At 73.9% G+C, this 24,790-nt stretch carries 25 protein-coding genes; 10 read left to right on the top strand and 15 right to left on the bottom strand.

The window, feature by feature from the left end; genetic code table 11:
• Position 1: 1 nt before the first annotated feature.
• On the top strand, positions 2-409 hold the full coding sequence (locus ACI3ET_RS08150) for a cytidine deaminase (protein ID WP_405032512.1): 408 nt from the start codon (positions 2-4) through the stop codon (positions 407-409).
• Between the two features lie 27 nt (positions 410-436).
• Here the strand turns inward: ACI3ET_RS08150 and ACI3ET_RS08145 are convergent, their stop codons facing one another.
• Complete coding sequence (locus tag ACI3ET_RS08145) at positions 437-1,138, bottom strand: hypothetical protein (protein WP_405032511.1); 702 nt, start codon at positions 1,136-1,138, stop codon at positions 437-439.
• Positions 1,139-1,162: 24 nt separating this feature from the next.
• Between ACI3ET_RS08145 and ACI3ET_RS08140 the strand changes: the two genes are divergently transcribed.
• The gene (locus ACI3ET_RS08140; protein ID WP_405032510.1) at positions 1,163-1,810 is read left to right on the top strand and encodes a hypothetical protein; all 648 of its coding nucleotides are present in this window, start codon (positions 1,163-1,165) and stop codon (positions 1,808-1,810) included.
• The gene (locus tag ACI3ET_RS08135; RefSeq protein ID WP_405032509.1) at positions 1,803-3,089 is read left to right on the top strand and encodes a thymidine phosphorylase; all 1,287 of its coding nucleotides are present in this window, start codon (positions 1,803-1,805) and stop codon (positions 3,087-3,089) included. Before ACI3ET_RS08140 ends, ACI3ET_RS08135 begins: the two co-directional genes overlap by 8 nt.
• A 60-nt stretch (positions 3,090-3,149) precedes the next feature.
• Here the strand turns inward: ACI3ET_RS08135 and deoC are convergent, their stop codons facing one another.
• Positions 3,150-3,917: a deoxyribose-phosphate aldolase gene (gene deoC, locus ACI3ET_RS08130; RefSeq protein WP_405032508.1), complete on the bottom strand. Its 768-nt coding sequence runs from the start codon at positions 3,915-3,917 to the stop codon at positions 3,150-3,152.
• Positions 3,918-3,973: 56 nt separating this feature from the next.
• On the opposite strand from deoC, the gene ACI3ET_RS08125 reads away from it, so the two are divergent.
• The gene (locus ACI3ET_RS08125; protein WP_405032507.1) at positions 3,974-4,324 is read left to right on the top strand and encodes a cupin domain-containing protein; all 351 of its coding nucleotides are present in this window, start codon (positions 3,974-3,976) and stop codon (positions 4,322-4,324) included.
• Positions 4,317-5,438, top strand: coding sequence for an adenosine deaminase (locus ACI3ET_RS08120; RefSeq protein WP_405032506.1), 1,122 nt, complete (start codon positions 4,317-4,319; stop codon positions 5,436-5,438). The genes ACI3ET_RS08125 and ACI3ET_RS08120 overlap by 8 nt, the downstream gene beginning before the upstream one ends.
• A 253-nt stretch (positions 5,439-5,691) precedes the next feature.
• On the opposite strand, the gene ACI3ET_RS08115 is transcribed toward ACI3ET_RS08120, so the two are convergent.
• Positions 5,692-6,495, bottom strand: coding sequence for an RDD family protein (locus ACI3ET_RS08115; protein WP_405032505.1), 804 nt, complete (start codon positions 6,493-6,495; stop codon positions 5,692-5,694).
• A 101-nt stretch (positions 6,496-6,596) separates the two neighbouring features.
• Here ACI3ET_RS08115 and ACI3ET_RS08110 point away from each other — a divergent pair, with 101 nt between their 5' ends.
• Entirely contained in the window at positions 6,597-7,592 is a 996-nt protein-coding gene (locus tag ACI3ET_RS08110) for a stage II sporulation protein M (protein ID WP_405032504.1), read from the top strand.
• Here ACI3ET_RS08110 and ACI3ET_RS08105 read toward each other — a convergent pair.
• From ACI3ET_RS08105 to ACI3ET_RS08075, 7 genes are all read right to left on the bottom strand, one after another.
• A complete protein-coding gene (locus tag ACI3ET_RS08105) occupies positions 7,571-8,503 on the bottom strand; it encodes a cation diffusion facilitator family transporter (protein ID WP_405032503.1) in 933 nt (310 codons plus the stop codon). The two genes, ACI3ET_RS08110 and ACI3ET_RS08105, sit on opposite strands and share 22 nt — an antisense overlap.
• Positions 8,504-8,566: 63 nt before the next feature.
• Entirely contained in the window at positions 8,567-9,880 is a 1,314-nt protein-coding gene (locus ACI3ET_RS08100; protein WP_405032502.1) for a DUF58 domain-containing protein, read from the bottom strand.
• A gap of 9 nt (positions 9,881-9,889) precedes the next feature.
• Positions 9,890-10,891, bottom strand: a complete 1,002-nt coding sequence (locus ACI3ET_RS08095) for an AAA family ATPase (protein WP_405032501.1) — start codon at positions 10,889-10,891, stop codon at positions 9,890-9,892.
• Positions 10,888-12,057, bottom strand: coding sequence for a DUF4350 domain-containing protein (locus ACI3ET_RS08090; protein WP_405032500.1), 1,170 nt, complete (start codon positions 12,055-12,057; stop codon positions 10,888-10,890). The genes ACI3ET_RS08095 and ACI3ET_RS08090 overlap by 4 nt, the downstream gene beginning before the upstream one ends.
• Positions 12,054-12,716 (bottom strand): DUF4129 domain-containing protein, encoded by a 663-nt coding sequence (locus ACI3ET_RS08085; RefSeq protein ID WP_405032499.1) that lies wholly within the window; start codon positions 12,714-12,716, stop codon positions 12,054-12,056. The genes ACI3ET_RS08090 and ACI3ET_RS08085 overlap by 4 nt, the downstream gene beginning before the upstream one ends.
• 8 nt (positions 12,717-12,724) lie before the next feature.
• Positions 12,725-13,648: a hypothetical protein gene (locus ACI3ET_RS08080; RefSeq protein WP_405032498.1), complete on the bottom strand. Its 924-nt coding sequence runs from the start codon at positions 13,646-13,648 to the stop codon at positions 12,725-12,727.
• A gap of 125 nt (positions 13,649-13,773) precedes the next feature.
• Complete coding sequence (locus tag ACI3ET_RS08075; RefSeq protein WP_405032497.1) at positions 13,774-14,430, bottom strand: uridine kinase family protein; 657 nt, start codon at positions 14,428-14,430, stop codon at positions 13,774-13,776.
• A 44-nt stretch (positions 14,431-14,474) separates the two neighbouring features.
• Here ACI3ET_RS08075 and ACI3ET_RS08070 point away from each other — a divergent pair, with 44 nt between their 5' ends.
• On the top strand, positions 14,475-15,101 hold the full coding sequence (locus tag ACI3ET_RS08070) for a hypothetical protein (protein ID WP_405032496.1): 627 nt from the start codon (positions 14,475-14,477) through the stop codon (positions 15,099-15,101).
• Between the two features lie 36 nt (positions 15,102-15,137).
• Here ACI3ET_RS08070 and ACI3ET_RS08065 read toward each other — a convergent pair whose 3' ends face one another.
• Positions 15,138-16,841 (bottom strand): phospho-sugar mutase, encoded by a 1,704-nt coding sequence (locus ACI3ET_RS08065; RefSeq protein WP_405032495.1) that lies wholly within the window; start codon positions 16,839-16,841, stop codon positions 15,138-15,140.
• A gap of 34 nt (positions 16,842-16,875) precedes the next feature.
• A complete protein-coding gene (locus tag ACI3ET_RS08060) occupies positions 16,876-17,697 on the bottom strand; it encodes a purine-nucleoside phosphorylase (protein ID WP_405032494.1) in 822 nt (273 codons plus the stop codon).
• A gap of 23 nt (positions 17,698-17,720) precedes the next feature.
• Between ACI3ET_RS08060 and ACI3ET_RS08055 the strand changes: the two genes are divergently transcribed.
• Positions 17,721-19,193, top strand: coding sequence for an NAD(P)H-quinone dehydrogenase (locus ACI3ET_RS08055; RefSeq protein ID WP_405032658.1), 1,473 nt, complete (start codon positions 17,721-17,723; stop codon positions 19,191-19,193).
• 25 nt (positions 19,194-19,218) lie between these two features.
• On the opposite strand, the gene ACI3ET_RS08050 is transcribed toward ACI3ET_RS08055, so the two are convergent.
• Together ACI3ET_RS08050 and ACI3ET_RS08045 are read right to left on the bottom strand one after the other, a co-directional pair.
• A complete protein-coding gene (locus tag ACI3ET_RS08050; RefSeq protein WP_405032493.1) occupies positions 19,219-21,000 on the bottom strand; it encodes an acetyl/propionyl/methylcrotonyl-CoA carboxylase subunit alpha in 1,782 nt (593 codons plus the stop codon).
• Between the two features lie 53 nt (positions 21,001-21,053).
• A complete protein-coding gene (locus ACI3ET_RS08045; RefSeq protein WP_405032492.1) occupies positions 21,054-21,473 on the bottom strand; it encodes a MerR family transcriptional regulator in 420 nt (139 codons plus the stop codon).
• Positions 21,474-21,559: 86 nt separating this feature from the next.
• On the opposite strand from ACI3ET_RS08045, the gene ACI3ET_RS08040 reads away from it, so the two are divergent.
• Entirely contained in the window at positions 21,560-22,741 is a 1,182-nt protein-coding gene (locus tag ACI3ET_RS08040; protein ID WP_405032491.1) for an acyl-CoA dehydrogenase family protein, read from the top strand.
• Between the two features lie 23 nt (positions 22,742-22,764).
• Positions 22,765-24,336, top strand: a complete 1,572-nt coding sequence (locus ACI3ET_RS08035) for an acyl-CoA carboxylase subunit beta (RefSeq protein ID WP_405032490.1) — start codon at positions 22,765-22,767, stop codon at positions 24,334-24,336.
• A 16-nt stretch (positions 24,337-24,352) separates the two neighbouring features.
• Here the strand turns inward: ACI3ET_RS08035 and ACI3ET_RS08030 are convergent, their stop codons facing one another.
• Entirely contained in the window at positions 24,353-24,745 is a 393-nt protein-coding gene (locus ACI3ET_RS08030; protein ID WP_405032489.1) for a hypothetical protein, read from the bottom strand.
• Positions 24,746-24,790 lie beyond the last annotated feature (45 nt).

Raw genomic sequence — 24,790 nt, 5'->3', positions numbered from 1 at the left:
CGTGACGCCCCACGAGGTGGACTGGGACGCCCTGCACGGCGCGGCCGTGGAGGTCAGCGCCCGGGCCTACGTGCCCTACTCCCGCTTCCCGGTCGGCGCCGCCGGCCTCGTCGACGACGGGAGGGTCGTGCGCGGGTGCAACGTCGAGAACGCCGGCTACGGCGTGACACTCTGCGCCGAGTGCGGCATGGTCTCGGACCTGGTCGCCGGGGGTGGAGGGCGGCTGCTCGCCGTCGTCTGCGTGGACCGCGACGGCCGGGTCATCACGCCCTGCGGCCGCTGCCGCCAGCTGATCTGGGAGCACGGCGGGGCTGCGTGCCTGCTGCAGACGCCGCGCGGCGTGCTGCCGATGGACGAGGTGCTGCCGCAGGCGTTCGGTCCCGAGGACCTGGCGGCCGTCGAGAGCTGAACGGCGCGAGCGCGGGGCGTGCGGGGGTCAGACGTCCTTGCCGGTGGTGTCGACGGCGGCGGTCCAGTCGGCCCCGGTGACCAGCGCCTGACGGGGCAGCCCCGCCCCGAGGGCCAGTCTGCCGGCCTCGGGGCTGCGTGGCAGGTAGAGAGCCTGGCCGGCGATGCCCCGGACGCTCTCGTGCAGCGTCGTCATCGTGCCCGCGTCGACCACGACCCGCCCCTGCTCGGCCGGGAGGAAGGTCTGCTCGCCGAAGGTCCCGCCGCGGTCGGTCCGCGCGACCCGGGTCACGTCGACCGGACGCTGGCCCATGGCCTCGGCGAGGGCGCGGAGGAGGGTGGCGTCCTGAGGTTCGCCCGCGTCCAGCGGGCGGTCGCTGACGAGCTCGTCGTCGCGCAGGGCGACCGGCTGGATGAAGAACTTGGCCTGGCGCTCGCGGGTCATCACCGAGTAGGTCAGCGCCGGCCGGCCCTGCAGCTGGACCTGGGCCACCACGACCAGGGCGTCGGCGTCCAGACCCACGGCGAGGGTCTGCGCGCAGGACAGGGTGGCCGCCATCCGCGGCGTGACGACGGCGGCGACCACACGCTCGTTGCGGACCGCGATGATGGTGGGGAACATGGGCTGCTCACCGTGCGTCCCAGCCCTGGTGCGCGTGCGGCGCAGCAGGTCGGTCGCAGGAGGTATGACGAGGTCCATGATGGCAGCGATGAGCACGTCCCCGAGCATGTCACACCGTTCCGGAGGTCCACGATGACACGTCCCTCGCTCCCGCCCTGGCTGTGGTTCGTCGGCGGGCTGCTTCTCCTGTCCATCCTCAGCGACAACGACTTTCCCGTCGTCCCGGCGCTGTTCGTCGGGTTCATCGTGCTGAGAGTCCTGGGACAGCGGAACCGTTCTCGTGGCAGTGGGACCGGGCCTGCTCGGGTGGACGCGCCCGTCCACGACGAGGGCGGTCCGATGCCGACGATCGACATCCCCCGCTACCCGGGGGCCGGCGGGCCGGTGAGCTCGACGCCGCCGCCCCCGCCCACGCCATACCCCTCGATGGCCGCGCCGGTGTCCACGCCGTTCGGCGGTGCTCCCGAGGACCCGGCCGTCTCGATGGCGCGGCTCCAGCTCGCCAGCTGCGCACGTGACCTCGACCTTGCAGCCCGGCACGGCCACGACGCCGAGGTGCAGCGGGTGGTGGCGGACATCCGCGGGGAGGTGGCGCGGCTCAAGGGGATGCGGGAGTCCGGGCTGGGCACGCCCGGCACCGGTGGCGCCACCTTCGCGGCGGGGCTGGGCACCGTGGGTCGACTGGCCGACGAGGCCGCCGGGGAGCGACCTCCTGGGCCCGCGGTGGCGCGGCTCGTCCAGGCGTGCCGGGCGATGGGCGAGACTGGTCGACATGAGTGAGTCCTTCGACGCCGTCGACGTCATCCGCACCAAGCGCGACCGGTCCGAGCTGTCCTCCGAGCAGATCGCCTGGGTGGTGGACGCCTACACCCGAGAGGTGGTCGCCGACGAGCAGATGTCGGCGCTGGCGATGGCGATCCTGCTCAACGGCATGTCCCGGCGCGAGATCTCCGACTGGACGGCGGCGATGATCGCCAGCGGTGAGCGGATGGACTTCTCCGCGTTGTCCCGGCCCACCGCGGACAAGCACTCCACCGGCGGTGTGGGGGACAAGATCACGCTGCCGCTGGCGCCGCTCGTCGCCGCCTGCGGCGTCGCCGTGCCCCAGCTGTCCGGCCGCGGGCTGGGACACACCGGCGGCACGCTCGACAAGCTCGAGGCGATCCCGGGCTGGTGCGCGTCGCTGTCGAACGAGGCGATGCTCGAGCAGCTCGAGCACGTCGGCGCGGTCGTCTGCGCGGCGGGCTCGGGCCTCGCGCCGGCCGACAAGCGCCTCTACGCGTTGCGCGACGTGACCGGCACCGTCGAGGCGATCCCGCTCATCGCGTCCTCGATCATGAGCAAGAAGATCGCCGAGGGCACCGGGGTGCTCGTCCTCGACGTCAAGGTGGGGTCCGGCGCGTTCATGAAGACAGAGACGGACGCCCGCGAGCTGGCCGAGACGATGGTCGCGCTCGGCACCGACGCCGGCGTCCGCACCGTCGCGCTCCTGACCGACATGTCCACCCCGCTCGGGCGCACGGCCGGGAACGGGCTCGAGGTGCGCGAGTCGGTGGAGGTCCTCGCCGGCGGGGGACCGGAGGACGTCGTCGAGCTCACCCTCGCTCTGGCCCGCGAGATGCTCCAGGGAGCCGGGGTCACGGACGTCGACCCCGCGGACGCCCTCGCCGACGGCCGCGCCATGGATGTCTGGCGGCGGATGATCTCCGCCCAGGGCGGCGACCCCGACGCGCCGCTGCCGACCGCCCAGGAGACCCACCAGGTGGTGGCCGACGCGGACGGCGTGCTCACCCGTCTCGACGCGCTGGCGGTCGGGGTCTCGGCGTGGCGCCTCGGTGCGGGCCGTGCCCGCAAGGAGGACCCCGTGCAGGCCGGGGCCGGCGTCGAGATCCACGCCCGTCCGGGGGAACAGGTCCGCGCAGGTCAGCCGCTGCTGACCCTGCACACCGACACGCCCGAGCGCTTCGCGCGTGCGGTCGAGGCCCTCGACGGTGCGTGGGGGATCGGGACCGCAGACGAGGTGGTGCCCACCCCGATCGTCATCGACCGGATCGCCTGAAGGCCTTCTCGCTCCCCCTCGAGCCCGCCCGTGGTGTCGCCACCACGGCCCACGACGCGCTCAGTAGTCCTGACCGTCGGGGTCCGTCACGTCGGCACCGGGCTCCGGCACCACGAGGGTGCCGGCCGCCTCGCGCTCCCGGGCGCCGGCGAGCAGAGCCTCGGTCGAGGAGGTGCCGATGCGGGTGACGCCCTCGGCCACCATCGCCAGCAGCGTGTCGATGTCCCGCACCCCGCCTGAGGCCTTGACCTGCACGTCGGGGCCGGTGCTGGCCCGCATCAGCCGCACGTCCGGCAGCGTCGCGCCGCCGCCGGCGAACCCGGTGGAGGTCTTGACGAAGTCGGCCCCGGCCTCCTGGCTGGCCCGGCACGCCGCCACCTTCTGAGCGTCGTCGAGGAGCGCGGTCTCGAAGATGACCTTGACCAGCGCCCCGGCAGCATGGCCCACCTCGACGACGGCGGCGATGTCCTCGCGCACGAGGTCGGCGTCCCCGCCGCGCAGGCAGCCGATGTTGAGGACCATGTCGAGCTCGGTGGCGCCGTCGGCGAGCGCCTGCTTCGCCTCGGCCACCTTGGTCGAGGTCGTCGTGGTCCCGTGGGGGAAGCCGATGACGGTGCACACCCGCGTGGAGTGCCCCTCGACCGCCGCACGGGCCATGGCGACGTCGCTGGGGCGCACGCACACCGACCAGATCTCCTGCTCGGCGAGCTCGCGGCAGGCCCGCTCCACCTCGGCGGGCGTGAGCTCGGGCTTGAGCAGGGCGTGGTCGATGAGGTCGGCGACGTCCTGGACGGTGAGGGTCTGACCGGGGGCGAGGGTCTGCGGCATACCCCTCATCGTAGGTGTCCGACCCGGCCCGGCCGGGCCCTCCCTAGGATGAGGTCATGCCAACGATGCTGCAGCCGGTGCGCGTCCCCGACACCTCCGACAAGCTCATCCTGGAGCTGGTCGGGGCCGCGAGCACGGGCCACGAGGGTGTCTCCGTCGCGCGGATGACCGCTCCACCGGGGTGGGACGAACCGGGGCAGCGTCCGGACTTCGACGAGATCACCTACGTGCTGGCCGGCGAGATCGTGGTCGAGCACGAGGGGGGCAGGACGAGCGTCACGGCCGGCGAGTGCATCCTGACCCGCGCGGGCGAGTGGGTCCGCTACTCCGTCGGGGCGTCCGGCGCAGACTACCTCGCGGTCTGCTCACCGGCCTTCACCCCGCAGGCGGTGCACCGCGATGCCTGAGCGGTCCCTCGCGTCGCTGCCCAAGGTCCTGCTGCACGACCATCTCGACGGTGGCGTGCGCCCGGCCACCGTCCTGGACCTCGCCCGCGGCCAGGGGTATGGAGCGCTCCCGGCCCAGGAGGTGGACGCGCTCTCCGCGTGGTTCGCCGAGGCCGCAGACTCCGGCTCGCTCGTGCGCTACCTGGAGACGTTCGCGCACACCGTGGGGGTCATGCAGACGGTCGAGGCGCTGAGCCGGGTCGCGCGCGAGTGTGTCCTCGACCTCGCGGCCGACGGCGTGGTCTACGCCGAGGTCCGCTACGCCCCCGAGCAGCACCTGGAGCAGGGGCTGACGCTCGACGAGGTCGTCCGGGCGGTCAACGCGGGGTTCCGGCAGGGGGAGGAGGAGGCGGCCGGCGGCGGGAGCACGATCCGGGTGCGCGCGATCCTCACCGCGATGCGCCACGCCGCCCGGTCCCTGGAGATCGCCGAGCTCATGGTGCGGCACCGCGACGAGGAGGTCTGCGGCTTCGACATCGCCGGGGCCGAGGACGGCTTCCCGCCGACCCGGCACCTGGCCGCGTTCGAGTACCTCCGTCAGGAGAACGAGCACTTCACCATCCACGCCGGCGAGGCGTTCGGCCTGCCCAGCATCTGGGAGGCGATCCAGCGGTGCGGCGCCGACCGGCTCGGTCACGGCGTGCGGATCGTGGACGACATCACCCTCGGCGGGGTGCCGGTCCGGGCGGACCTGCCGGCGGCGATCGCGCGCGGTGCGACCGACCCCGGTGCGTTCGTGCTCGGGCCGCTCGCGGCCTACGTGCGCGACCGGCGCATCCCGCTGGAGATGTGCCCGAGCAGCAACGTGCAGACCGGCGCGGCCGCCTCCGTCGAGGCCCATCCGATCACGCTGCTCAAGGACCTGCACTTCCGCGTCACCCTGAACACCGACAACCGGCTGATGAGCGCGACGTCGATGACGCGCGAGGCCGAGCTCCTCGTCGAGCGGGCGGGCTGGACGCACCGGGACCTTCGGCGCGTCGCCGTCAACGCGATGAAGTCGGCCTTCCTGCCCTTCGACCAGCGGCTGGCGATCATCGAGGACGTGCTCAAGCCGGCCTACGACGGGGAGTGACCGCTCTGGGGGGCGCGGTGCGGCTCAGGTGAGGTCGAGAGGTGTTCTGCGGGACACCGACGGCGGCAGGTGTTCCGCGGAACACCCGGGAAGCCTGGCCGCCCGGCAGGGGGTCTGCTGGTGCAGACCGCACGCTGCACGACGTGCGCCACTGCGCACCTGCCGCAGCGTGCCTCGTGCACGCGGGGCGAGGGTGCGCGGGCGAGGGTGCGCGGGTCTGGGCGCGGCCCGCCCAGGCGGTGGAGGGGCAGCCTCACACCTCGGGCAGCAGTCGCGCCCGCAGCTCGTCCGCCCGGGCCAGCCTGACCTCGTCGCGACGACGGCGCTCTCCCAGCACCGCGGCCAGCACGTCCTCGGGGTGGCTTCCGGGCGGTGGCGCTGGAGCCACGTGCGGCAGCACGGCACCGACGAGCTCGGCGGCGGTCCGTGCCCGGGCCTCGGGCGAGAGGTCGCCCGCCCGGAGGAGGAACTGGCGCACCGCCACGACCAGCCCGTCGGGCAGGACGCCGAGGTCCGTGCTGCCGGCCCAGCCGGCCAGCTGGGGCGAGGCCGGCGGCGCCGAGGTCAGCCGTAGACGGACCCGGTCGCGCACGACGTACGTCCCCGCGAGGAGGTCCCCGATCCGCCGGGCACGCTCGTTCGTCATCGCCACGATGAGCGCCAGGCCGCCCAGCGTCATCCACAGCTCGACCGTCCCGGCCAGCGCCCGGATCGTCGCGTGGCGCAGCCCGATCGGGCCGGTGTCGTCCCGCACGGTGCGCAACCCCATGACGATCTTGCCGACGGTGCGTCCGTGCAGGAGCGTCTCCAGGGCGATCGGCACACCCGCCATCACCATCGCCACGACGACGATGCCGAAGGCCTGGCCGAGCGCGGCGTCTGCCGCCGTCGGGTCGAAGGGGAGCAGCCAGACCAGGAGGAGCACACCGACCGCGACCACGACGAGGTCGATCAGACCGGAGACCATCCGCAGCGGCAGGCTGGCCGCCGGCAGCTCGACCTCGACCGCCTCGCCCGTGACGAAGCGCTCGGTGTCGAAGATGCCCCGGGCCGCCATGGGCCTCACCCTAGTGAGCGCGGCCGGTGCACCACGCGTGCGGTGGGGAACCCGTCGCCGCACCGTGCGTCCGGTGGGGCGGGGCCGCATACAGTGTGCCCGTGGACCTCGACGCGCTGGTGGGACGGCGGCGGGCGGCGTGGGCGCGGCTGGACGCCCTCTCGCGGCGGTCGCGGCTGAGCGGTGCGGAGGCCGACGAGCTCCTCGACGGCTACCAGCGGGCCGCGACCGACCTCTCCGTGGTGCGCTCCAGCGCCCCCGACGCGACCGTCGTCACCCACCTCTCCACGCTCGTCGCCCGCGCCCGGGCGCGGGCCTCACGGGTGCCGACCTTCTCTTGGGCCGGCATCGGCCGCTTCTTCGCCGAGGACTTCCCGGCGGCGCTCTACCGGCTGCGGTGGTGGTGGGGGGTCACCGCGGTGCTCAACGTCGTCGTCGGTCTGGTGCTGGGGTGGTGGCTCTACGCGCACCCGGTGGTGGAGAACACGCTGCTCACCCCCGAGGAGGTGCAGCTGCTGGTCAACGTGCAGTTCGAGTCCTACTACACCGAGAACACCGCCAGCAGCTTCTCCACGCTGGTGTGGGTGAACAACGCCTGGGTGGCGGCGCGGTGCATCGGGATGGGGGTGCTCGGGTTCCCGGTCGTGTGGCTGCTGTGGCAGAACATCGCGAACGTCGCCGTCATCGGGTCGCTCATGCACCTGAACGGCCGCGGCGACGTCTTCTGGGGGTTGATCACCCCGCACGGACTGCTCGAGCTGCTGGCGATCTTCGTGGCGGCCGGCGTCGGGCTGCGCCTCTTCTGGGCCTGGGTGGCGCCCGGACCCCGGGCCCGGCTGGCCAACCTCGCCGCCGAGGGCCGTACCGCAGCCGGAGTGGCCATCGGGCTGGTCTTCGTGCTGCTGCTCTCCGGCGTGATCGAGGGGTTCGTCACGCCGTCGTCGCTGCCGACCTGGGCCCGCGTGGGGATCGGGGTGGCGGCGCTGCTGCTGTTCCTCGTCTACGTCTTCACCCTGGGCCGTCGGGCCGTGCTGCGCGGCGCGACCGGCGACGTGGGTGCTGAGCAGCAGGCTGCTCAGATCCCCATGTCCTCGTAGGACCGGGGGTCCTCGATGGGCTCGAGGTGGCAGTTGACCCGCAGGTCGGGGTAGGCCTGGAGCAGGTGGTCGGTGATGTCCTCGGCGAGGTCGTGGCCGCGCTTGACCGACCACTCCCCGGGCACGAGCAGGTGCATCTCCATGAACCGGCGGTTGCCCGACTCGCGGGTCCGCACGGCGTGGAACTGGATCTCCTCGGAGACGTAGCCGTCCAGGATCTCCTGCAGCCGCGCGTTGTCCTCCTTGGGCAGGCTGACGTCCATCAGCCCGGCGGTGGAGCTGCGGATCAGGCCCCATCCGGTGACCAGGATGTTGACGCCCACCGCGAAGGCGACGATCGGGTCCAGCCGTTCCCACCCGGTCACCCAGACCAGCAGCACGCCCCCGACGACGCCGACGGAGGTCCACACGTCGGTGAGCAGGTGCTTGCCGTCGGCGGTGAGGGTGATCGAGCGGTGCTTCCTGCCGGCCCGCAGGAGGACCCAGGCGACGCCTCCGTTGATCAGGGAGGCGACCACCGAGATGGCCAGGCCGGTGCCGAGGTTCTGCAGCGGTTGCGGGTCGAGGAATCGCTGCACCGAGGTCATCAGGATGAGGGCCGCGGCGACGAAGATCATCAGGCCCTCGAGCGCCGCGGAGAAGTACTCCGCCTTGCTGTGCCCGTAGTTGTGCTTCGTGTCCGGCGGCCGCAGTGCGACGCGGAGGGCGACGAGGGCCACGACGGCAGCGACCAGGTTGACGAGCGACTCGGCCGCGTCCGAGAGCAGGCCGACGGATCCGGTGAGCAACCACGCCGAACCCTTGAGCCCGATCGTGACCAGCGCAGCGGCGATCGAGAGCCACGCGAAGCGGGTGAGGTCGACGGGGCGGGGGTGGCGCGTGCTGGTCGGGTCGGTCCCGTCGCCGGTCACGGGCGGGTCAGCGGGTGGCGGGCGGGCTGGAGCACGTGAGCCAGGGTAACCCGGGCCCCGGCCTCAGAGCAGCCCTCGGCTCTTGAGCAGCAGGTAGTGGTCCACGAGCGCCACCGGCAGCTCCTCGGGCAGCGCGTGCACGACGGTGACGCCGAGCTGGGCGAGCGCGGTCGAGGTGCGCTGCCGCAGGGTCTCGGTGCGCTCGGCGGCCGCCGCGTCGTAGACCGCCCCGACGGTGCCCAGGTCCTGCTGCAGGTCGCGCAGCGCGGGGTCGGCGACGGAGGCCACCACCACCCGGTGGTGGGCGGTGAGGGTGGGCAGCACGGGCAGCAGCCCCTCCTCGACGGCCGCGGGCTCCAGCGCCGTCAGCAGCACGACCAGGGAGCGGCGCCGGGTCAGGCCGGTGACCGCGCCAGCGAGCAGCGGCCAGTCGGCCTCGAGCAGAGCAGGCACCAGGGGAGCCATGGCGGTCACGAGCCGGTGCAGCAGGGCCGAGCCGCCCGGCCCGCTGCCGGACCCCGACCCCACCCGGGCCCGCACCGTGCGGTCGCCGGCGAGCAGGTCGACGCGGTCGCCGGCCCGTGACGCGAGCGCCGCCAGCAGCAGCGCGGCGTCCATGGCGGCGTCCAGCCGGGGCTCGTCCCCGACCCGGGCGGCGCTGGTCCGCGAGGTGTCGAGGACCAGGATCACCCGCCTGTCGCGCTCCGGCTGCCAGGTGCGCACCACGACGTGCTGGCGCCGGGCGGTGGCCCGCCAGTCGATGGACCTCACGTCGTCGCCCTCGACGTAGTCCCGGAGCGAGTCGAACTCCGTGCCCTGCCCGCGCGTCCGCACGGCCGAGCGCCCGTCGAGCTGGCGCAGCTGGGACAGCTTGCCGGGCAGGTGGCGCCGGGACCGGAACGGCGGCAGCGAGCGGACAGCACCCGGCACGAGGGTGGTGACCTGGCGGCCCGCGAGGCCGAGGGGGCCGTGGGTGCGGACCGTGGTGCCCGCCGCCGGTCGGTCACCGCGCCGCGTGGGGGTGAGCGTCGTCGTCACCGTGCGCCGCTCCCCGGCGGGCAGGTCGAGGGTATGCCGGTCGCGCGCGGCGCCCGCGGACGGCACCCACGCGTCGCGCAGCATCCCGCGCAGGTGGCGCACCCCGGGGTTGTGCAGGGTGAGCGTCGTGGTCGTGGTCTCGTGCAGCCGCACCTGCGGCACCGTCGCGCGGGTGACCCCCACCGTCCGCGGGGACGGCGTCAGCAGCACGTCGACGAGGACCAGCAGCGCGATCCCCAGCAGCCACAGCGCAGCGACCTGCCCCGCGCGTCCCGGCCACAGCGCGGCGGGAACCAGCCCCAGCAGCACCAGGGCGACGACGGGACCGCGCAGGACCATCGGAGGCGCTCAGCGGGGGACCGGCACGGCGGCCAGCACCGAGTCCAGGACCGACGCGGTCGTGACCCCCTCCAGCTCGGCCTCCGGCCGCAGCTCGAGGCGGTGGGTGAGGGTGGCCTGGGCCAGCGCCTTGACGTCGTCGGGGGTGACGAAGTCGCGGCCGGAGAGCCAGGCCCAGGCGCGGGCGGTCGTCATCAGGGCCGTCGCCCCGCGCGGGCTCACCCCCAGCTGCAGGGAGGGGGAGGTGCGGGTCGCGCGGGCCAGGTCCACGACATACCCGATGACCTCGGGGGAGACCTGGACGGTGCGGACCGCTGCCGACCCGGCGGCGAGGTCGTCCGCGGAGGCGACCGCGCGCACCCCCGCTGCGGCCAGGTCGCGCGGGTCGAAGCCGGCGGCGTGCCGGCCGATGACCTCCACCTCGTCCTCGCGCGGGGGCAGCGGCAGCAGCACCTTCATGAGGAAGCGGTCGAGCTGGGCCTCGGGGAGGGGGTAGGTGCCCTCGTACTCGACCGGGTTCTGGGTCGCAGCGACGAGGAACGGCGCCGGCAGCTGGTGGCTGGTGCCGTCGACCGTGACCTGCCGCTCCTCCATGGCCTCGAGCAGGGCGGCCTGCGTCTTGGGCGGGGTCCGGTTGATCTCGTCGGCGAGCAGCAGGTTGGTGAAGACCGGCCCGGGGCGGAAGGCGAAGTCGCTTCGGCCAGCGTCGTAGACCATCGATCCGGTCACGTCGCCGGGCATGAGGTCGGGGGTGAACTGCACGCGCTTGGCGTCGATGTCCAGCGCCGCTGCGACGGTCCGCACCAGGAGGGTCTTGGCGGTCCCCGGCACGCCCTCGAGCAGGATGTGCCCGCGCGCGAGCAGCGCCACGACGAGCCCGGAGACGGCCTGCTCCTGGCCGACGACTGCCTTGGCGACCTCCTCGCGGACGGCGTGGAGCGCGGCACGCGCTCGCTCGGCGTCGCCGGGCGGTCGGGCGTCGCGCACCGGTTCGCGGGAGGGGTCGGTCATGGCTGGAGTCCTTCCTCGAGGGAGCGCAGCTCCCGGGCGGTGGTGACGAGCGCGTGGTCGTCCGGGGCGGCGGGGTCGGTGAGCAGGCGGGTGGTCTCGGTGACCGGGCGGTCGGTCGCCGCCGCGACCGCCCGCGCCAGGGCCTGCGGGTCCGTGCGGTGCGGGAGCCCCAGGCGCGGGGCGAGCCGGTGCCGTGCCCCGGCCTGCAGGGCGGCGAGGGCGTGGTCGCGGTCGCGTGCCTGGCGGTAGAGCCGGCCGCGGCTGCGCGTGGTCTCGGCCGCGGGCACGACCGCCGGCAGCGGCTCGACGACCACCGGACCGAGGCGGCGGCCCTGCCACAGGGCCAGCACCAGGACGGTCGCGCCCAGCAGGACGACCGACGCGGTGAGGTTGCGGGGCAGCACGTCCCACAGGCCGAGGGAGGCGTCGAGACCGGCGTCGGCGGGCACCGGGACGACCCACAGGAGCGTCGGGCTCTGCCCGAGCAGGCGCAGGGCCAGGGCGGCGTGCGCGTCGTCGGTGATCTCGGCGTTCGTCAGTGCCCGACCGAAGCCGAGGACCGTGGTCTGGGCCCGTCCCGCGGTGGCGGGGAACGTCAGCATCGCCGCGTCGCGGGCCCCGCCGGCGTTGTGCCCGGGCGTCGGCGGGAAGCAGGCCCCGACCGAGCGGCGGTCCACGCCGTCCGCCTGGAGCACCACGTCCCAGCCGGAGAGCACGTCGCCCTCGCGGACCCGGGGGTCGTCGCAGGCGCCGGTCAGCTGCTGGCCCGACCCCCAGGTCACGTCGAGGTCGAGCCCGAGCGCGGCCCCGGGGGAGCTCTCGGCGTCGGGGGCGACCACGACCAGCCCGTCCGCCGAGCGGGTGCGCGCGACCAGGTCCGCACCGCCCTCCGGACCCAGGTATGCCGTGCTCGCCAGGAGCACCGTCGTGCCCGGCCCGACCGTGTCGGGCAGGGCGGTCAGGCCCTCGACCACGCGGACGTCGACGCCCTGCTGCTCGAGCACCTGGACCAGGGCACGGGCACCCTCCCGCCCAGGGTCGTCGGGGCCGAGCGGCTCGCCAGGGGGCCGCGCGGACAGCAGGAGGGCGACCACGGCGGCGGCGAGCAGGAGCAGGAGCGGGGGGACCCAACGCCGGAGGCGCCGCCGGGACGGCGTCGTGGTCACGGCGCCACCACGGTGCCGGGCGCGGTGCCGGCGCGGTGGAGGGTGGGCCGGGTGGCCGTCAGCCGTCCGCCGAGGTCGAGGACCTGCCGGGCGTCCTCGGGGCGGGCCCGGCCGTCGCCGTAGCGGACCGCGTCGAAGCGGTCCGCCGCTGCCGCGAGCGGCGCCGCGTCGACGGGGAAGACGGGCTCCAGCGCGAGCGCGACCTCGTGGGCGGTGCGACCCGGGCGGTCGTCGAGCAGCGTCCGCTCGACCGCTCCGGCCGCGATCGCCCGGTAGCCGTCGAGCAGGGCGGCGTCGTGGTCACCGGCCACCAGTGCCGCGGTGGCACGCGTGCGGTAGTCCTCGGCCCGCAGGCCCTCCTCGTCCAGGACCGACCCGGTGCTGCGCGCGGTCAGCGCTGCCCGTCGCCAGCGGTCGCGCTGGGCAAAGGTCAGCACCGCCAGGACGGCACCGAGCACCACGCCGAGGACGACCCACGTCGTCCACGCCGGCAGCGCCCCGACCGGGCCGAGGGACGGCAGGCGGTCCTGGACCCACGTCCACGCCCCGACGACGAACGACTCGCGCAGCTGGTAGCCGGGACGGGCGAGCTCCTCCTCCAGCCAGGCGCGGGCCTGGTCGCGGTCGGGGTCGACCGGGACGCCGACGGAGAGCAGCATCAGGGTGGTCAGCGGGCTCGCCCGGCCGCGCGGGCCTGGGCCGCCCGTCCCAGCGCGAGGTCCAGGCCCTCCCGGCGGATGCGCTGGTCGAGGTAGAGCAGCGCGGTGACGCCGGCCGTGAACGGGATGACGAGTGTGGACACGACCAGCTGGACGACGTGGTCGACGACGAGCACGGCGGGGGCGACGGGCGAGAGGCCCTCGCTCAGGCTGCCCATGACCCCCATGGTCACGAAGGAGACCGGGACCTGCACCGCGGTGGTGAAGATGCCGGTGAGGACCCCCGCGAGCAGCGTGATGCCGACGATGCGCCAGGCCTGCCAGCCCGAGGTGAGGGACCAGACGCGCCGGATGGCACGCCAGGGGCCGGCCCGCTCCAGCACCACCGCGCACGGTGCCAGCCCGACCCGGCACGCCGCCCAGACGAGCGCGACGACCAGGCCCAGGGTGGCGAGCACGACGAGCGCCACCAACCAGCCGTCGCCGATCGCCGGGGCGCCCAGGGCGAGCGCGACCACACCCAGCACGAAGACGGCGGCGGCGAGGACGAGGAGCAGGACGATGAGCAGCAGGTTGCCCACGAGCGCGGGCAGGCGGCCCCGGACGGCGGTCCAGGTCTCGGCGAGGTCGACCTTGTCGCCGAGCACGGCCTCGCTGACCACGTAGACGATCATGCCGGTCAGCGCGACGGAGGCCAGCGCGTTGGAGAGGCCGTTGATGCCGAGCGCGGCGACCTGCTGGTCCTCCACCGCCAGCCCGGCCCAGCGGGTGACGGCCAGGGAGGCCAGCAGCGAGGGCACCAGCAGCACGACCAGCACGACGAGGGCCGCCCCGATCGTGGCCTGCGGGTTGCGCCGCATCGTCTGCAGCGCCCCGTTGAAGATGTCGCCGACCGTGAGGGGGCGCAGCGGCACGACCCCCGGCTGGTGCATCCGTGCCAGCTGCTCCGGCGGGAGGTGCTGCCAGGCGGGCGGACCCGACCCGGGCGGTGGTTCCCACCCGGGTTGCGGACCGGGACCGGGGGGCGGTGCCCCATACCCCGGTGGTGGTGGTTGCGTCATCCCCCGACCCCTCGTGTCGTGCGTCTGTCCTGGGCGCCGGGCTGCACCAGCTCCTCGACCCGGCGCTCCGCCTCGTGGGCGGTCACCGGCTCTGCCCCCAGGGCCTGCTGGGCCGCCACGATACCCGGCTCTGCGCGGCGCAGGAGCAGGCCCCGGCGCCACAGCGTCAGCGGGGGCTTGCGGCGCTCCGCGAGGTCGCGGACCAACCGACGACCGAAGGTCAGCCAGGGGCGGTTGCGCACGCACCAGGCGTGCGCGAGCAGCCCCCGCGCGCGCAGGCCGGCCACGGCGTGGGCGGCGAAGATGCCCTCCGCGACCACGAGCGGGTGGTCGCCGCGCTCCAGCACCCGGTGCCCGGTCACGCTGGAGGTCGAGATGTCGTAGACGGGCACGTCCGCGCGCCCCTCCACGCACAGCTGCTCCAGGGCGGCGAGCGCCGCCGGGAGGTTCCAGGAGCGGACGTCGTCCCAGTCGACCAGGCCGAGCGGGCTCATCGGCAGGTCGGCGTGCGACAGCTCGTGGTAGAAGTCGTCCAGCTCCACCAGGGGCCACCCGTGGCGGGAGTGCAGCCGACGGGCCAGGCGCGACTTGCCGGCCCCGCTCGGACCGGCGAGCACGAGGACCCGGGCCCGGGGGAGATCGGCGTCGTCCATGACCGCCCAGTCTAGGACGCGGCCCGACCGTAGACTCTGGCAGCGTGAAGCCTGCTCCGAGCCCCCTGTCCGGCGACCTCGTCGGGGTCTACCGCACCCTGCCCGCCCGCATCATCGGCTGGGTGCTGGTGGCGGGTGCCGCCCTGCTGGCGACCCTGACGGTCGTCGACGTCGTGGCCGGTCGGCACGTGGGCGCGGGGCTGGCGTGGCCGCTCGCGCTGGTCGTGGGTCTGGGGTCGGGGGCTTGGGCGCTCTTCCTGCGACCGCACGTGCGGGTCTACGACGACGGCGTGGTGCTGGCCAACGTGGTGACGGACTCGGTGGTGCCGCTGGCCGTGGTCGAGGAGGTCACCCACCAGTGGGCGCTCGAGCTGCACGACCGCGAGGGCCACCGGCACAGTGCGTGGGCCGTGCCGGTCCGCAGGGACCGGGTGCGGCGTCGGAGCCTCGACGACTTCGCCGAGACGACCCGCCGCCGCGGGTCCGCCGGGGTGACCGCGCAGGGCGTCGCCGACGTCGTGCTGCGCACCCTCCAGCGCTTCCGGCTCGACGGTGGTGAGCTGCGTGACGACGGTGCCGGCACCGCGGCCGTGGTCCAGCGGGTCGCGTGGTCGGCGGTGACCGCCCTGGGTCTCGCCCTCGCGCTGGGCGTCGTGGCGCTCCTCGGCTGACCCCGAGGGCACGAGCGGACGCGCCCGGGTGGACGCTCAGACCCGGGTGAGCTGCTCCATACCTGCGCGGGTGGCGGCCAGGCGGCGCGAGGCCTCCTCGCGGGCGGCGGGCAGCCCGTCGGGGCCGTCGACGGGCACGATGGCCTCGAGGTAGACCTTGAGCTTGGGCTCGGTGCCGCTGGGCCGGACGACGACACGCGTGCGGTCGGCGAGCAGGTATCGCAGACCCTCGGTCGGGGGAAGTCCCTGCACCCCCTCGGCCAGGTCCTCGGCGGCGACCACCTCGACGCCGCCGAGCCCTGTCGGGGGCCGCTGGCGCAGGCGGGCCATCACCGGCGGGATGAGGGCAAGGTCGGGGACGCGCACCGAGAAGGCGTCGGTCTGGTGGACGCCGTGCGCGAGGGCCAGGTCGTCGAGGAGGTCCAGCAGCGTGCGGCCCTGGGTCTTGAGCGTGGCGGCGAGCTCGGCGGCCATGAGCGCCGCCGTCACCCCGTCCTTGTCGGGCACCCTGGCCGGGTCGACGCAGTAGCCGAGCGCCTCCTCGTAGCCGTAGGCCAGCCCCTCGACGCGACCGATCCACTTGAAGCCGGTCAGCGTCTCCTCGGCGCGCAGGCCGGCCGCCTCCGCCATCGCCCCGAGCAGGCGGGAGGACACGATGGAGCGTGCGAGCACCGGCCGCTCGCCGCCCGCGCGGCCCCGCGCGATGACGTGGTGGCCCAGCAGGGCGCCGACCTCGTCGCCGCGCAGCATCCGCCAGGTCCCGTGGTCCTGGACGGCGAGGGCGCACCGGTCGGCGTCGGGGTCGTTGGCGACGACGAGGTCCGGGTGCAGCTGGGCGGCGAGCTCGAGCGCGGCGTCGATCGCCCCGGCCTCCTCCGGGTTGGGGAAGGCGACGGTCGGGAAGTCCGGGTCGGGCTCGGACTGGCTGGCGACGGCCGCCGGGGTGGGGAAGCCGGCCCGCTCGAACGCCTGCCGGACGACCTCCGACCCGACCCCGTGGAGGGCGGTGTGCACGACCGACAGGTCGCGCGGGCCGTCCGGGTCGAGGACCGCGACGGCGGCGTCCAGGTAGGCCTCGACGACGCTGTCGTCGAGGGTGACCCAGCCGTCCTGGGTCATCGGCACCTGGGCCACCGAGGTCACACGCGCGATCTGCGCACAGATGTCGTCGTCCACGGGCGGCACGATCTGCGAACCGTCGCCGAGGTAGACCTTGTAGCCGTTGTCCTCCGGCGGGTTGTGGCTGGCGGTGACCATCACGCCGGCGTCGGCGCCCAGGTGCCTGACCGCGAACGCCAGCACCGGCGTGGGCAGGGGGTGCGGCAGCACCATCGCGCGACCGCCGGCCGCCTCCACGACCGCCGCGGTGTCCCGGGCGAAGACGTCGGAGTTGTGGCGGGCGTCGAAGCCGACGACGACCGCCGGGCCGGGGGTGCGGTCGCCCGCCGCCTCGAGGCGGTCCCGCAGGTAGGCCGTGAGCCCGGCTGCGGTGCGGATCACGACGCTGCGGTTCATCCGGTTGGGGCCGGCGCCCAGGGCGCCCCGGAGCCCGGCGGTGCCGAACTCCAGGAGGCCGACGAAGCGGTGGGCCAGGTCCGCGCGGGACTGCTCGTCACCGGCCTCGGTCCGCTCGACCAGACCGGCGAGCTCGGCACGGGTGACCTCGTCAGGGTCGTCCGCGAGCCAGGCACGGGCCTGCTCGAGGAGGGCGGACGTCTCGGGGGCGGGCGCGTGCGGCATACCGTGTGCTCCTGGGGGTGCGGGTGGTCCTCGGTCAGATCTTGGCGACGATGCGGGCCAGCAGGTCGCCGCAGCGCGCGGCGGCGGCGCGGCCGGCCCTGATGACCTCCTGGTGGTCCAGGGGGGTGGGGCTGATGCCGGCGGCGTGGTTGGTGACCAGGGAGATGCCGAGGACCTCCATCCCGGCCTCGCGGGCGGCGATCGCCTCCAGCGTCGTGGACATGCCGACGAGGTCGCCGCCGAGGATCCTGGCCATCCGGACCTCGGCGGGCGTCTCGTAGTGGGGGCCGCGGAACTGCACGTAGACGCCCTCGTCGAGGGTCGGGTCGACCTGCCGGGCGAGCTCGCGCAGCCGCGGTGCGTAGAGGTCGGTGAGGTCGACGAAGGTCGCCCCCTCCAACGGCGAGGCGGCCGTGAGGTTGAGGTGGTCGCTGATGAGGACGGGCGTGCCGGGGCGCCACTCGGGGCGCAGACCGCCGCAGCCGTTGGTCAGCACGATCGTCGAGCACCCGGCGGCGGCCGCGGTGCGGACCGCGTGCACGACCGAGCGGACGCCCCGGCCCTCGTAGAAGTGGGTGCGGGTGCCGTAGACGAGCACCCGGCGACCGTCCGCGAGCGGGATCGAGCGCATGGTGCCGGTGTGACCCTCGACGGCGGCGGCGGTGAACCCGGGGACGTCGGTGTTCTCGATCTCCGCGTCCGCCTCGCCGAGGAGGTCGGCGGCCGGCTTCCAGCCGCTGCCCAGGACGAGGGCGATGTCGTGGCGGGGGGCGCCGGTGCGCTCGGCGATCACCGCGGCGGCTGCCTCGGCGACCTGTCGGGGGTCCGTGCTGGGGTCGAGGAGGTCCGTGCTCACCGGCACACCCTAACGGTGGTTGGATAGGGGCCGTGAGTGCTGCGAACAGGTCGGTCGTCGTCATCGGTGGGGGTCCCGGGGGATACGAGGCTGCGCTGGGCGCGGCCCAGCTCGGCGCGGAGGTGACGGTCGTCGAGCGGTCGGGGATGGGGGGTGCGGCGGTGCTGACCGACTGCGTGCCCAGCAAGGCGCTCATCGCCACCGCGGACTTCATGGAGCGTTTCAGCGCGGCTCGACGGATCGGCGTCCACTTCGACGGGGACGAGGTGCGGGGCGACCAGGGCGTCACCGCCCACATCGCCGACGTCAACGCCCGGATCATGGAGCTCGCGCAGGCCCAGAGCCGCGACATCGTCGAGCGGCTGGAGTCGGCGGGCGTGGAGATCGTGCAGGGGGCGGGACGGCTGCTGGGGGGCGGCCAGGTCGAGGTCGTGCAGGGGGTCGGGGCGGTCGCGTCGGGCGAGGAGCCCGCCCCGCACGGTGCGGACCGTGACTCCGGGGAGAGTCTCGTCCTCGAGGCCGACCTCATCCTGGTCGCCACCGGTGCGCGCCCACGGGTGATGGACACGGCGGTGCCGGACGGCGAGCGGATCCTGACCTGGCAGCAGATCTGGGACCTCACCGAGCTGCCGGAGCACCTCATCGTCATCGGCTCCGGCGTGACCGGTGCCGAGCTGGCCCACAGCTATCTCGGGCTCGGGTGCGCCGTCACGCTCATCTCTTCCCGCGACCGGGTGCTGCCCGGCGAGGACGCCGACGCGGCCAACGTCGTGGAGGAGGTCTTCCGGCGCCGCGGCATGGCGGTGCTCAACCGCTCGCGGGCCGGGGGGGTGCGCAGGGACGGGAACGGGGTCGTGGTCACCCTCGAGGACGGTCGCGAGGTGACCGGGTCCCACGCCCTCCTGGCCGTGGGCTCCATACCGAACACGACCGACATGGGGCTGGAGGAGGCGGGGGTGCGCGTGAGCCGGTCCGGCCACATCGAGGTCGACCGGGTCTCGCGCACCAGCGTGGCCGGGGTCTACGCCGCCGGTGACTGCACCGGGGTGTTCCCGCTGGCCTCGGTCGCGGCGATGCAGGGGCGGATCGCGGTCGCCCACGCCCTCGGCGACGCCGTGGCGCCCCTGTCCCTGGGCAAGGTGAGCTCGAACATCTTCACCGACCCCGAGATCGCCACCGTCGGCGTGAGCCAGGCCGACATCGACGAGGGGCGCGTCGACGCCCGGTCGGTGATGCTGCCGCTGACCAAGAACCCGCGCGCCAAGATGCAGAACGTGCAGGACGGGTTCGTCAAGCTCTTCGCCCGCAGCGGCAGCCACACGATCGTCGGCGGCGTGGTCGTGGCCCCCCGCGCGAGCGAGCTGATCTTCCCGATCGCCCTGGCCGTGGCGAACCGGCTCAACGTCGACCAGTTCTCCTCGACGTTCACGGTGTACCCGTCGATGAGCGGGTCGCTGGCCGAGGCTGCCCGTCAGCTCCACGAGATCGCCGACTGACCCACCGGACGCGCGGTGGGCCCGGTCAGTCCTTGAGCTCGCAGACCACCGCGCCGTTGGGGACGGTCTCGCCGACGGTCGCCGTCAGGCCCGTGACGGTGCCGTCCTTGTGCGCCTTGATCGGCTGCTCCATCTTCATCGCCTCGAGCACGACCACGACGTCGCCGGCACTGACCTGCTGACCCTCCTCGACGGAGATCTTCACGATCGTGCCCTGCATCGGGGCGGTCACCGCGTCGCCCGACGCGGCGGCAGCGCCACCGGCCCCGCGGGAGCGCTTGGGCGCCTTCTTCCGGCCCGCTGCGCCGCCGCTGCCGCCGTTGGTCCCGCCGAGCGCGAGCCCGGCGGGCAGCGACACCTCGAGGCGCTGGCCGCCGACCTCGACGACGACCCGCTGGCGCTCGCCGTCCTCGCCCGGCGCCTCGGCCGTCGGGCCGGAGTAGGCGGCGATCCGGTTGTCGAACTCGGTCTCGATCCACCGGGTGTGCACGGTGAACGGCTCGTCGCCCTCCGGGGCGAACGCGGGGTCGGAGACCACGGCACGGTGGAAGGTGAGCGCGGTCGGCATACCCTCCACGGCGAACTCCGCGAGGGCCCGGCGGGAGCGCTCGATCGCCTCGCGACGGGTCCGGCCGGTGACGATGAGCTTGGCGAGCATCGAGTCGAAGGCGCCCGCCACGACGTCGCCCTCGACCACGCCGGAGTCGACGCGCACGCCCGGTCCCGAGGGTGGACGGAAGACCAGCGCGGTGCCCGGGGCGGGCATGAAGTCGCGGCCCGGGTCCTCGGCGTTGATGCGGAACTCGATCGAGTGCGCGTGCGGGACCGGGTCGTCGTACCCGAGCTCCTCGCCGTCGGCGATGCGGAACTGCTCGCGCACGAGGTCGATGCCCGTGACCTCCTCGGTGACCGGGTGCTCGACCTGCAGCCGGGTGTTGACCTCGAGGAAGGAGATGTCGCCCTCCGGTCCCACGAGGAACTCGCAGGTGCCGGCGCCGACGTAGCCCGCCTGCCGCATGATCTCCTTGCTGGCGCGCACGATCTCGGTGCGCTGCGCGGGCGTCAGGAACGGGGCGGGGGCCTCCTCGACGAGCTTCTGGTTACGGCGCTGCAGCGAGCAGTCGCGCGTCGAGACGACGACCACGGTGCCGTGCTGGTCGGCGAGGCACTGGGTCTCGACGTGGCGTGGACGGTCGAGGAAGCGCTCCACGAAGCACTCACCGCGGCCGAAGGCGGTCACGGCCTCGCGGACCGCCGACTCGAACAGGTGCGGGATCTCCTCCATGGTGCGCGCGACCTTGAGGCCGCGGCCACCGCCGCCGTAGGCCGCCTTGATCGCGACCGGCAGCCCGTGCTCCTCGGCGAAGGCGACGACCTCGTCGGGGCCGTCGACCGGGTCCGCGGTGCCGGGGACGAGCGGTGCCTGCGAGGAGAGCGCGATGTGACGGGCCTTGACCTTGTCGCCGAGGGCGTCGATGGCCGCGGGCCCGGGGCCGATCCAGGTCAGCCCGGCGTCGATCACCGCCTGGGCGAACGAGGCGTTCTCGGCGAGGAAGCCGTAACCGGGGTGCACAGCGTCAGCGCCGGTGGCCCGGGCGACCTCGATCAGCTTCTCCTGCACCAGGTACGACTCACCGGGCGTCGAGCCGCCGAGGGCGTGGGCCTCGTCGGCGACCCTGACGTGGAGGGCATCGCGGTCGGGCTCGGCGTAGACGGCGACCGACGTCAGGCCGGCGTCCTTGCAGGCGCGGGCGATGCGGACGGCGATCTCGCCACGGTTGGCGATGAGGACCTTGCGGATCGGCATGGGGTCACCCTAATGGCAGGGGTATGGCGTGAGCGCGGAGGTCTGGCGCGGCGTCAGACCAGCTCGGCCAGGTCCTCCTCGCACCGGCGCTCCAGCTCGTCGAGCTCGCGCAGCGAGTCCTCGATGTCGCGACGGCGGCGTTCGAGGTCGCCGCGGCGGTCGTCGATCTGGCTCAGCAGGTAGCGCAGCTGACCGGCCTCGCCCGGCTGGTCGTCGTACATCCCCAGGATCGTGGCGATCTCCTCGAGCGGGAAGCCCAACCGTCGACCCCGCAGGATGAGCGCCAGCCGGGTCCGCTCCCGGCGGTGGTAGAGCCGGCGCTGCCCGTCCCGCTCCGGGCTGAGCAGCCCCAGGTGCTCGTAGTGGCGCAGGGCGCGGTGGGTCACGTCGTAGTCGTCGGCCATCTGCGCGATGGTCCAGGTGGGCTCGACCTCGTCGGTCACGTCTTGTCCTAACGTCAAGTGAGCCACCATCGTGCTTGACCTTTCCGTGAACGTCAAGCACGATGGGCGAACCCAGACCCACGCACCACCCCAGCCCCCTTAAGGACCGGACACCGATGTTCGAGCTGACCCAGGACCACGAGGACTTCCGTCGACTCGTCCGCGACTTCGCCGAGGCCGAGGTCGCCCCGCACGTCGAGCAGTGGGACCGGGACGCCCACTTCCCGACCGACCTCGTGCCCAAGATGGGCGACCTCGGGCTGTTCGGCCTCAACGCGCCCGAGGAGTTCGGCGGCGCCGGCCTCGAGGAGGGCGGGTTCACCTATCTGTGCCTGGCCATCGAGGAGCTGGGCCGGGTCGACCAGTCCGTCGGCATCACCCTGTCCGCAGGGGTGGGCCTGGGCATCAACCCGATCCTGTCCTTCGGCTCGCAGGAGCAGAAGGAGCGCTTCCTGCCCGACCTCGTCGCCGGGCGCTCGCTCGCCGGGTTCGGTCTCACGGAGCCCGAGGCCGGGTCCGACGCCGGCGCCACCAAGACGCGCGCCCGCCTCGACGGCGGCCAGTGGGTGGTCAACGGGGCCAAGGCCTTCATCACCAACTCCGGCACCGACATCACCTCGGTCGTCACCGTCACCACCAGGACCGGCGAGACTGCCCAGGGGCGCCCGGAGATCAGCGCCATCATGGTCCCGTCGGGCACCGAGGGGTTCACGGTCGAGCCGGCGTACCGCAAGCTCGGCTGGCACATCTCCGACACCCACGGTCTGACCTTCGAGGACTGCCGTGTGCCCGAGGGCAACCTGCTGGGTGCCCGCGGGGAGGGCTTCAAGCAGTTCCTCAAGACCCTCGACGACGGGCGCATCGCGATCTCCGCGCTCGCCGTCGGCTGCGCGCAGCGGATGCTCGAGGAGGTGACCGCCTACAGCAAGGAACGGATCGCCTTCGGCCGCCCCATCGCGGTCAACCAGGGCATCTCCTTCCAGGTCGCCGACCTCGCGGTCATGGTCGAGGCCGCGCGCGTGCTGACCTACAAGGCCGCGTGGCTCAACGACGAGCGCGAGGCCGGTCGCCGCTCGCTGGCCGAGGTCAAGCAGGCCGCGGCGATCGCCAAGCTCTACTCCACCGAGGCCGCCGTCAGCGCGACCCGGATCGCCACCCAGGTCTTCGGGGGCAACGGTTTCATGGAGGAGTACCCCGTGGCCCGGTTCTACCGCGACGCCAAGATCCTGGAGATCGGCGAGGGCACCTCCGAGGTCCAGCGGATGGTCATCGCCCGCGGCCTCGGCCTCCCGTCCTGACCGGGGCTGGCACCATGACGGGTATGGAGCACGCCGCCACCGAGGGCAACCCCTATCCCGACCCCCGGGTCGGCGACCTGCGCGCCCGGCTCGAGACGGCTTACCAGGAGTCGGCGAAGCCCTCGCCGAAGGCGCGCGCCAAGCTCGACTCCCAGAACAAGCTCTACGTGCGCGAGCGGATCGCGCTGCTCTTCGACGAGGGCACCTTCGTGGAGGACGGGCGCTACGCCAACGCGACCGCCGCCGGCCTGCCCGCCGACGGCGTGGTCACCGGGCGGGGCGAGGTCGACGGGCGCCCGGCGATCGTGGTGGCCAACGACCCGACCGTCAAGGCCGGTTCGTGGGGTGCGCGGACCGTGGAGAAGATCATCCGGGCGACCGAGGCGGCGTTGCGCGAGGAGCTGCCGCTCTTCTGGTTCGTCGACTCCGCAGGTGCCCGCATCACCGACCAGGTCGACCTCTTCCCCGGCCGCCGCGGGGCCGGACGCATCTTCCACAACCAGGTCGCGCTGTCGGGACGGGTGCCGCAGATCTGCTGCCTCTTCGGGCCGAGCGCGGCCGGCGGGGCCTACATCCCCAGCTTCACCGACCTGATCATCATGGTGGAGGGCAACGCCTCGATGTACCTGGGGAGCCCCCGGATGGCCGAGATGGTCGTGGGGGAGACCGTGAGCCTGGAGGAGATGGGCGGTGCCCGGATGCACTGCACGGTCTCCGGGGTGGGGGACCTGCTTGCCGCCGACGACGCCGAGGCCATCGAGCTGGCCAAGCACTTCTTCTCCTACCTGCCCGAGACCTGGCACGACCCGGTGCCGCACTACGAGGGCGAGCCACCGGCACAACCGCTGACCCGGTCGACGGTCCCGGAGGCCGAGTCGGTGCCCTTCGACGTCCACGAGGTGATCGACGGCCTCGTCGACGACGACAGCTTCTTCGAGGTCAAGCCGCTGTTCGCAGCCGAGCTCGTGGTCGGGCTCGGGCGGGTCGAGGGGCAGACCGTGGGGATCCTCGCCAACAACTCGGCGATCAAGGGCGGGGTGCTCTTCACCGACTCGGCCGACAAGGCCGCGCGCTTCATCTGGCTGTGCGACGCGTACGGCATACCGCTGCTCTACCTCGCCGACGTCCCCGGCTTCATGATCGGCTCGGAGGTCGAGCGCGGCGGCATCATCCGGCACGGCGCCAAGATGGTCTCGGCCGTCTCGGAGGCGACCGTGCCGCAGCTGTGCGTGGTGGTGCGCAAGGCCTACGGTGCCGGTCTCTACGCGATGGGCGGTCCAGGCTTCGGACCGGAGGCGACGATCGCCCTGCCGACCGCGCGGATCGCGGTCATGGGTCCGGAGGCGGCGGTCAACGCGGTCTACGCCAACAAGATCGCCGAGATCGCCGACGAGGGGGAGCGGGCCGCGTTCGTCGGCGCACGGCGGGCGGAGTACCTGGAGGACGTGGACCTGGAGCGGCTGGCCGCCGACCTGGTCATCGACGCGGTCGTGGAGCCGGAAGACCTGCGCGAGGAGATCGTGCGGCGCTTCCGGTACGCCGCCCGCCGCGACCGGCACTTCTCCACCCGGCACCGCTCCATCCCGCCGGTCTGATCCCGGTGGGCCCGGGTCAGGCGCCCGGGTCCTCCGGCAGCGCGTGGCGGTACGTCCACGAGGTCAGGGCGGTCCCGAGCATGGCGACCAGGACGCCGAGGAAGATGTGCAGCGCCCGCTGCCCGGTGTGACCGAGCGTGAACTGGGCGACCACCGCACCGGCGAGCACGACCGCCAGGGCCACGTTGACCGCTCCGGCAGACGTCCGCAGGAGGACGTAGAGAAGCGCTGACCCGACGGTGGCGGCCAGCGTCACCCACGCGCCGACCTCGTGGTTCCGGGCGAACTGCGCCTCGCCGCCGAGGACCGCCGCGGCCCAGCCCGCCTGCGCGATGAGGCAGCTGAGCACCACCGTGGCCGCGCTGCGGAGCACGATCAGGTGGGGGTGCGGCATCATGGGCAGGGCCATCGCACCACTGTGGCAGAGGCGGGCTCCTGCGTGCGGGCGCCGTGC

The sequence above is a fragment of the Ornithinimicrobium jinqii genome (assembly GCF_045032595.1).
Classification (GTDB): Bacteria; Actinomycetota; Actinomycetes; order Actinomycetales; family Dermatophilaceae; genus Ornithinicoccus.
This window is presented reverse-complemented; position numbering and strand designations above follow the sequence as displayed.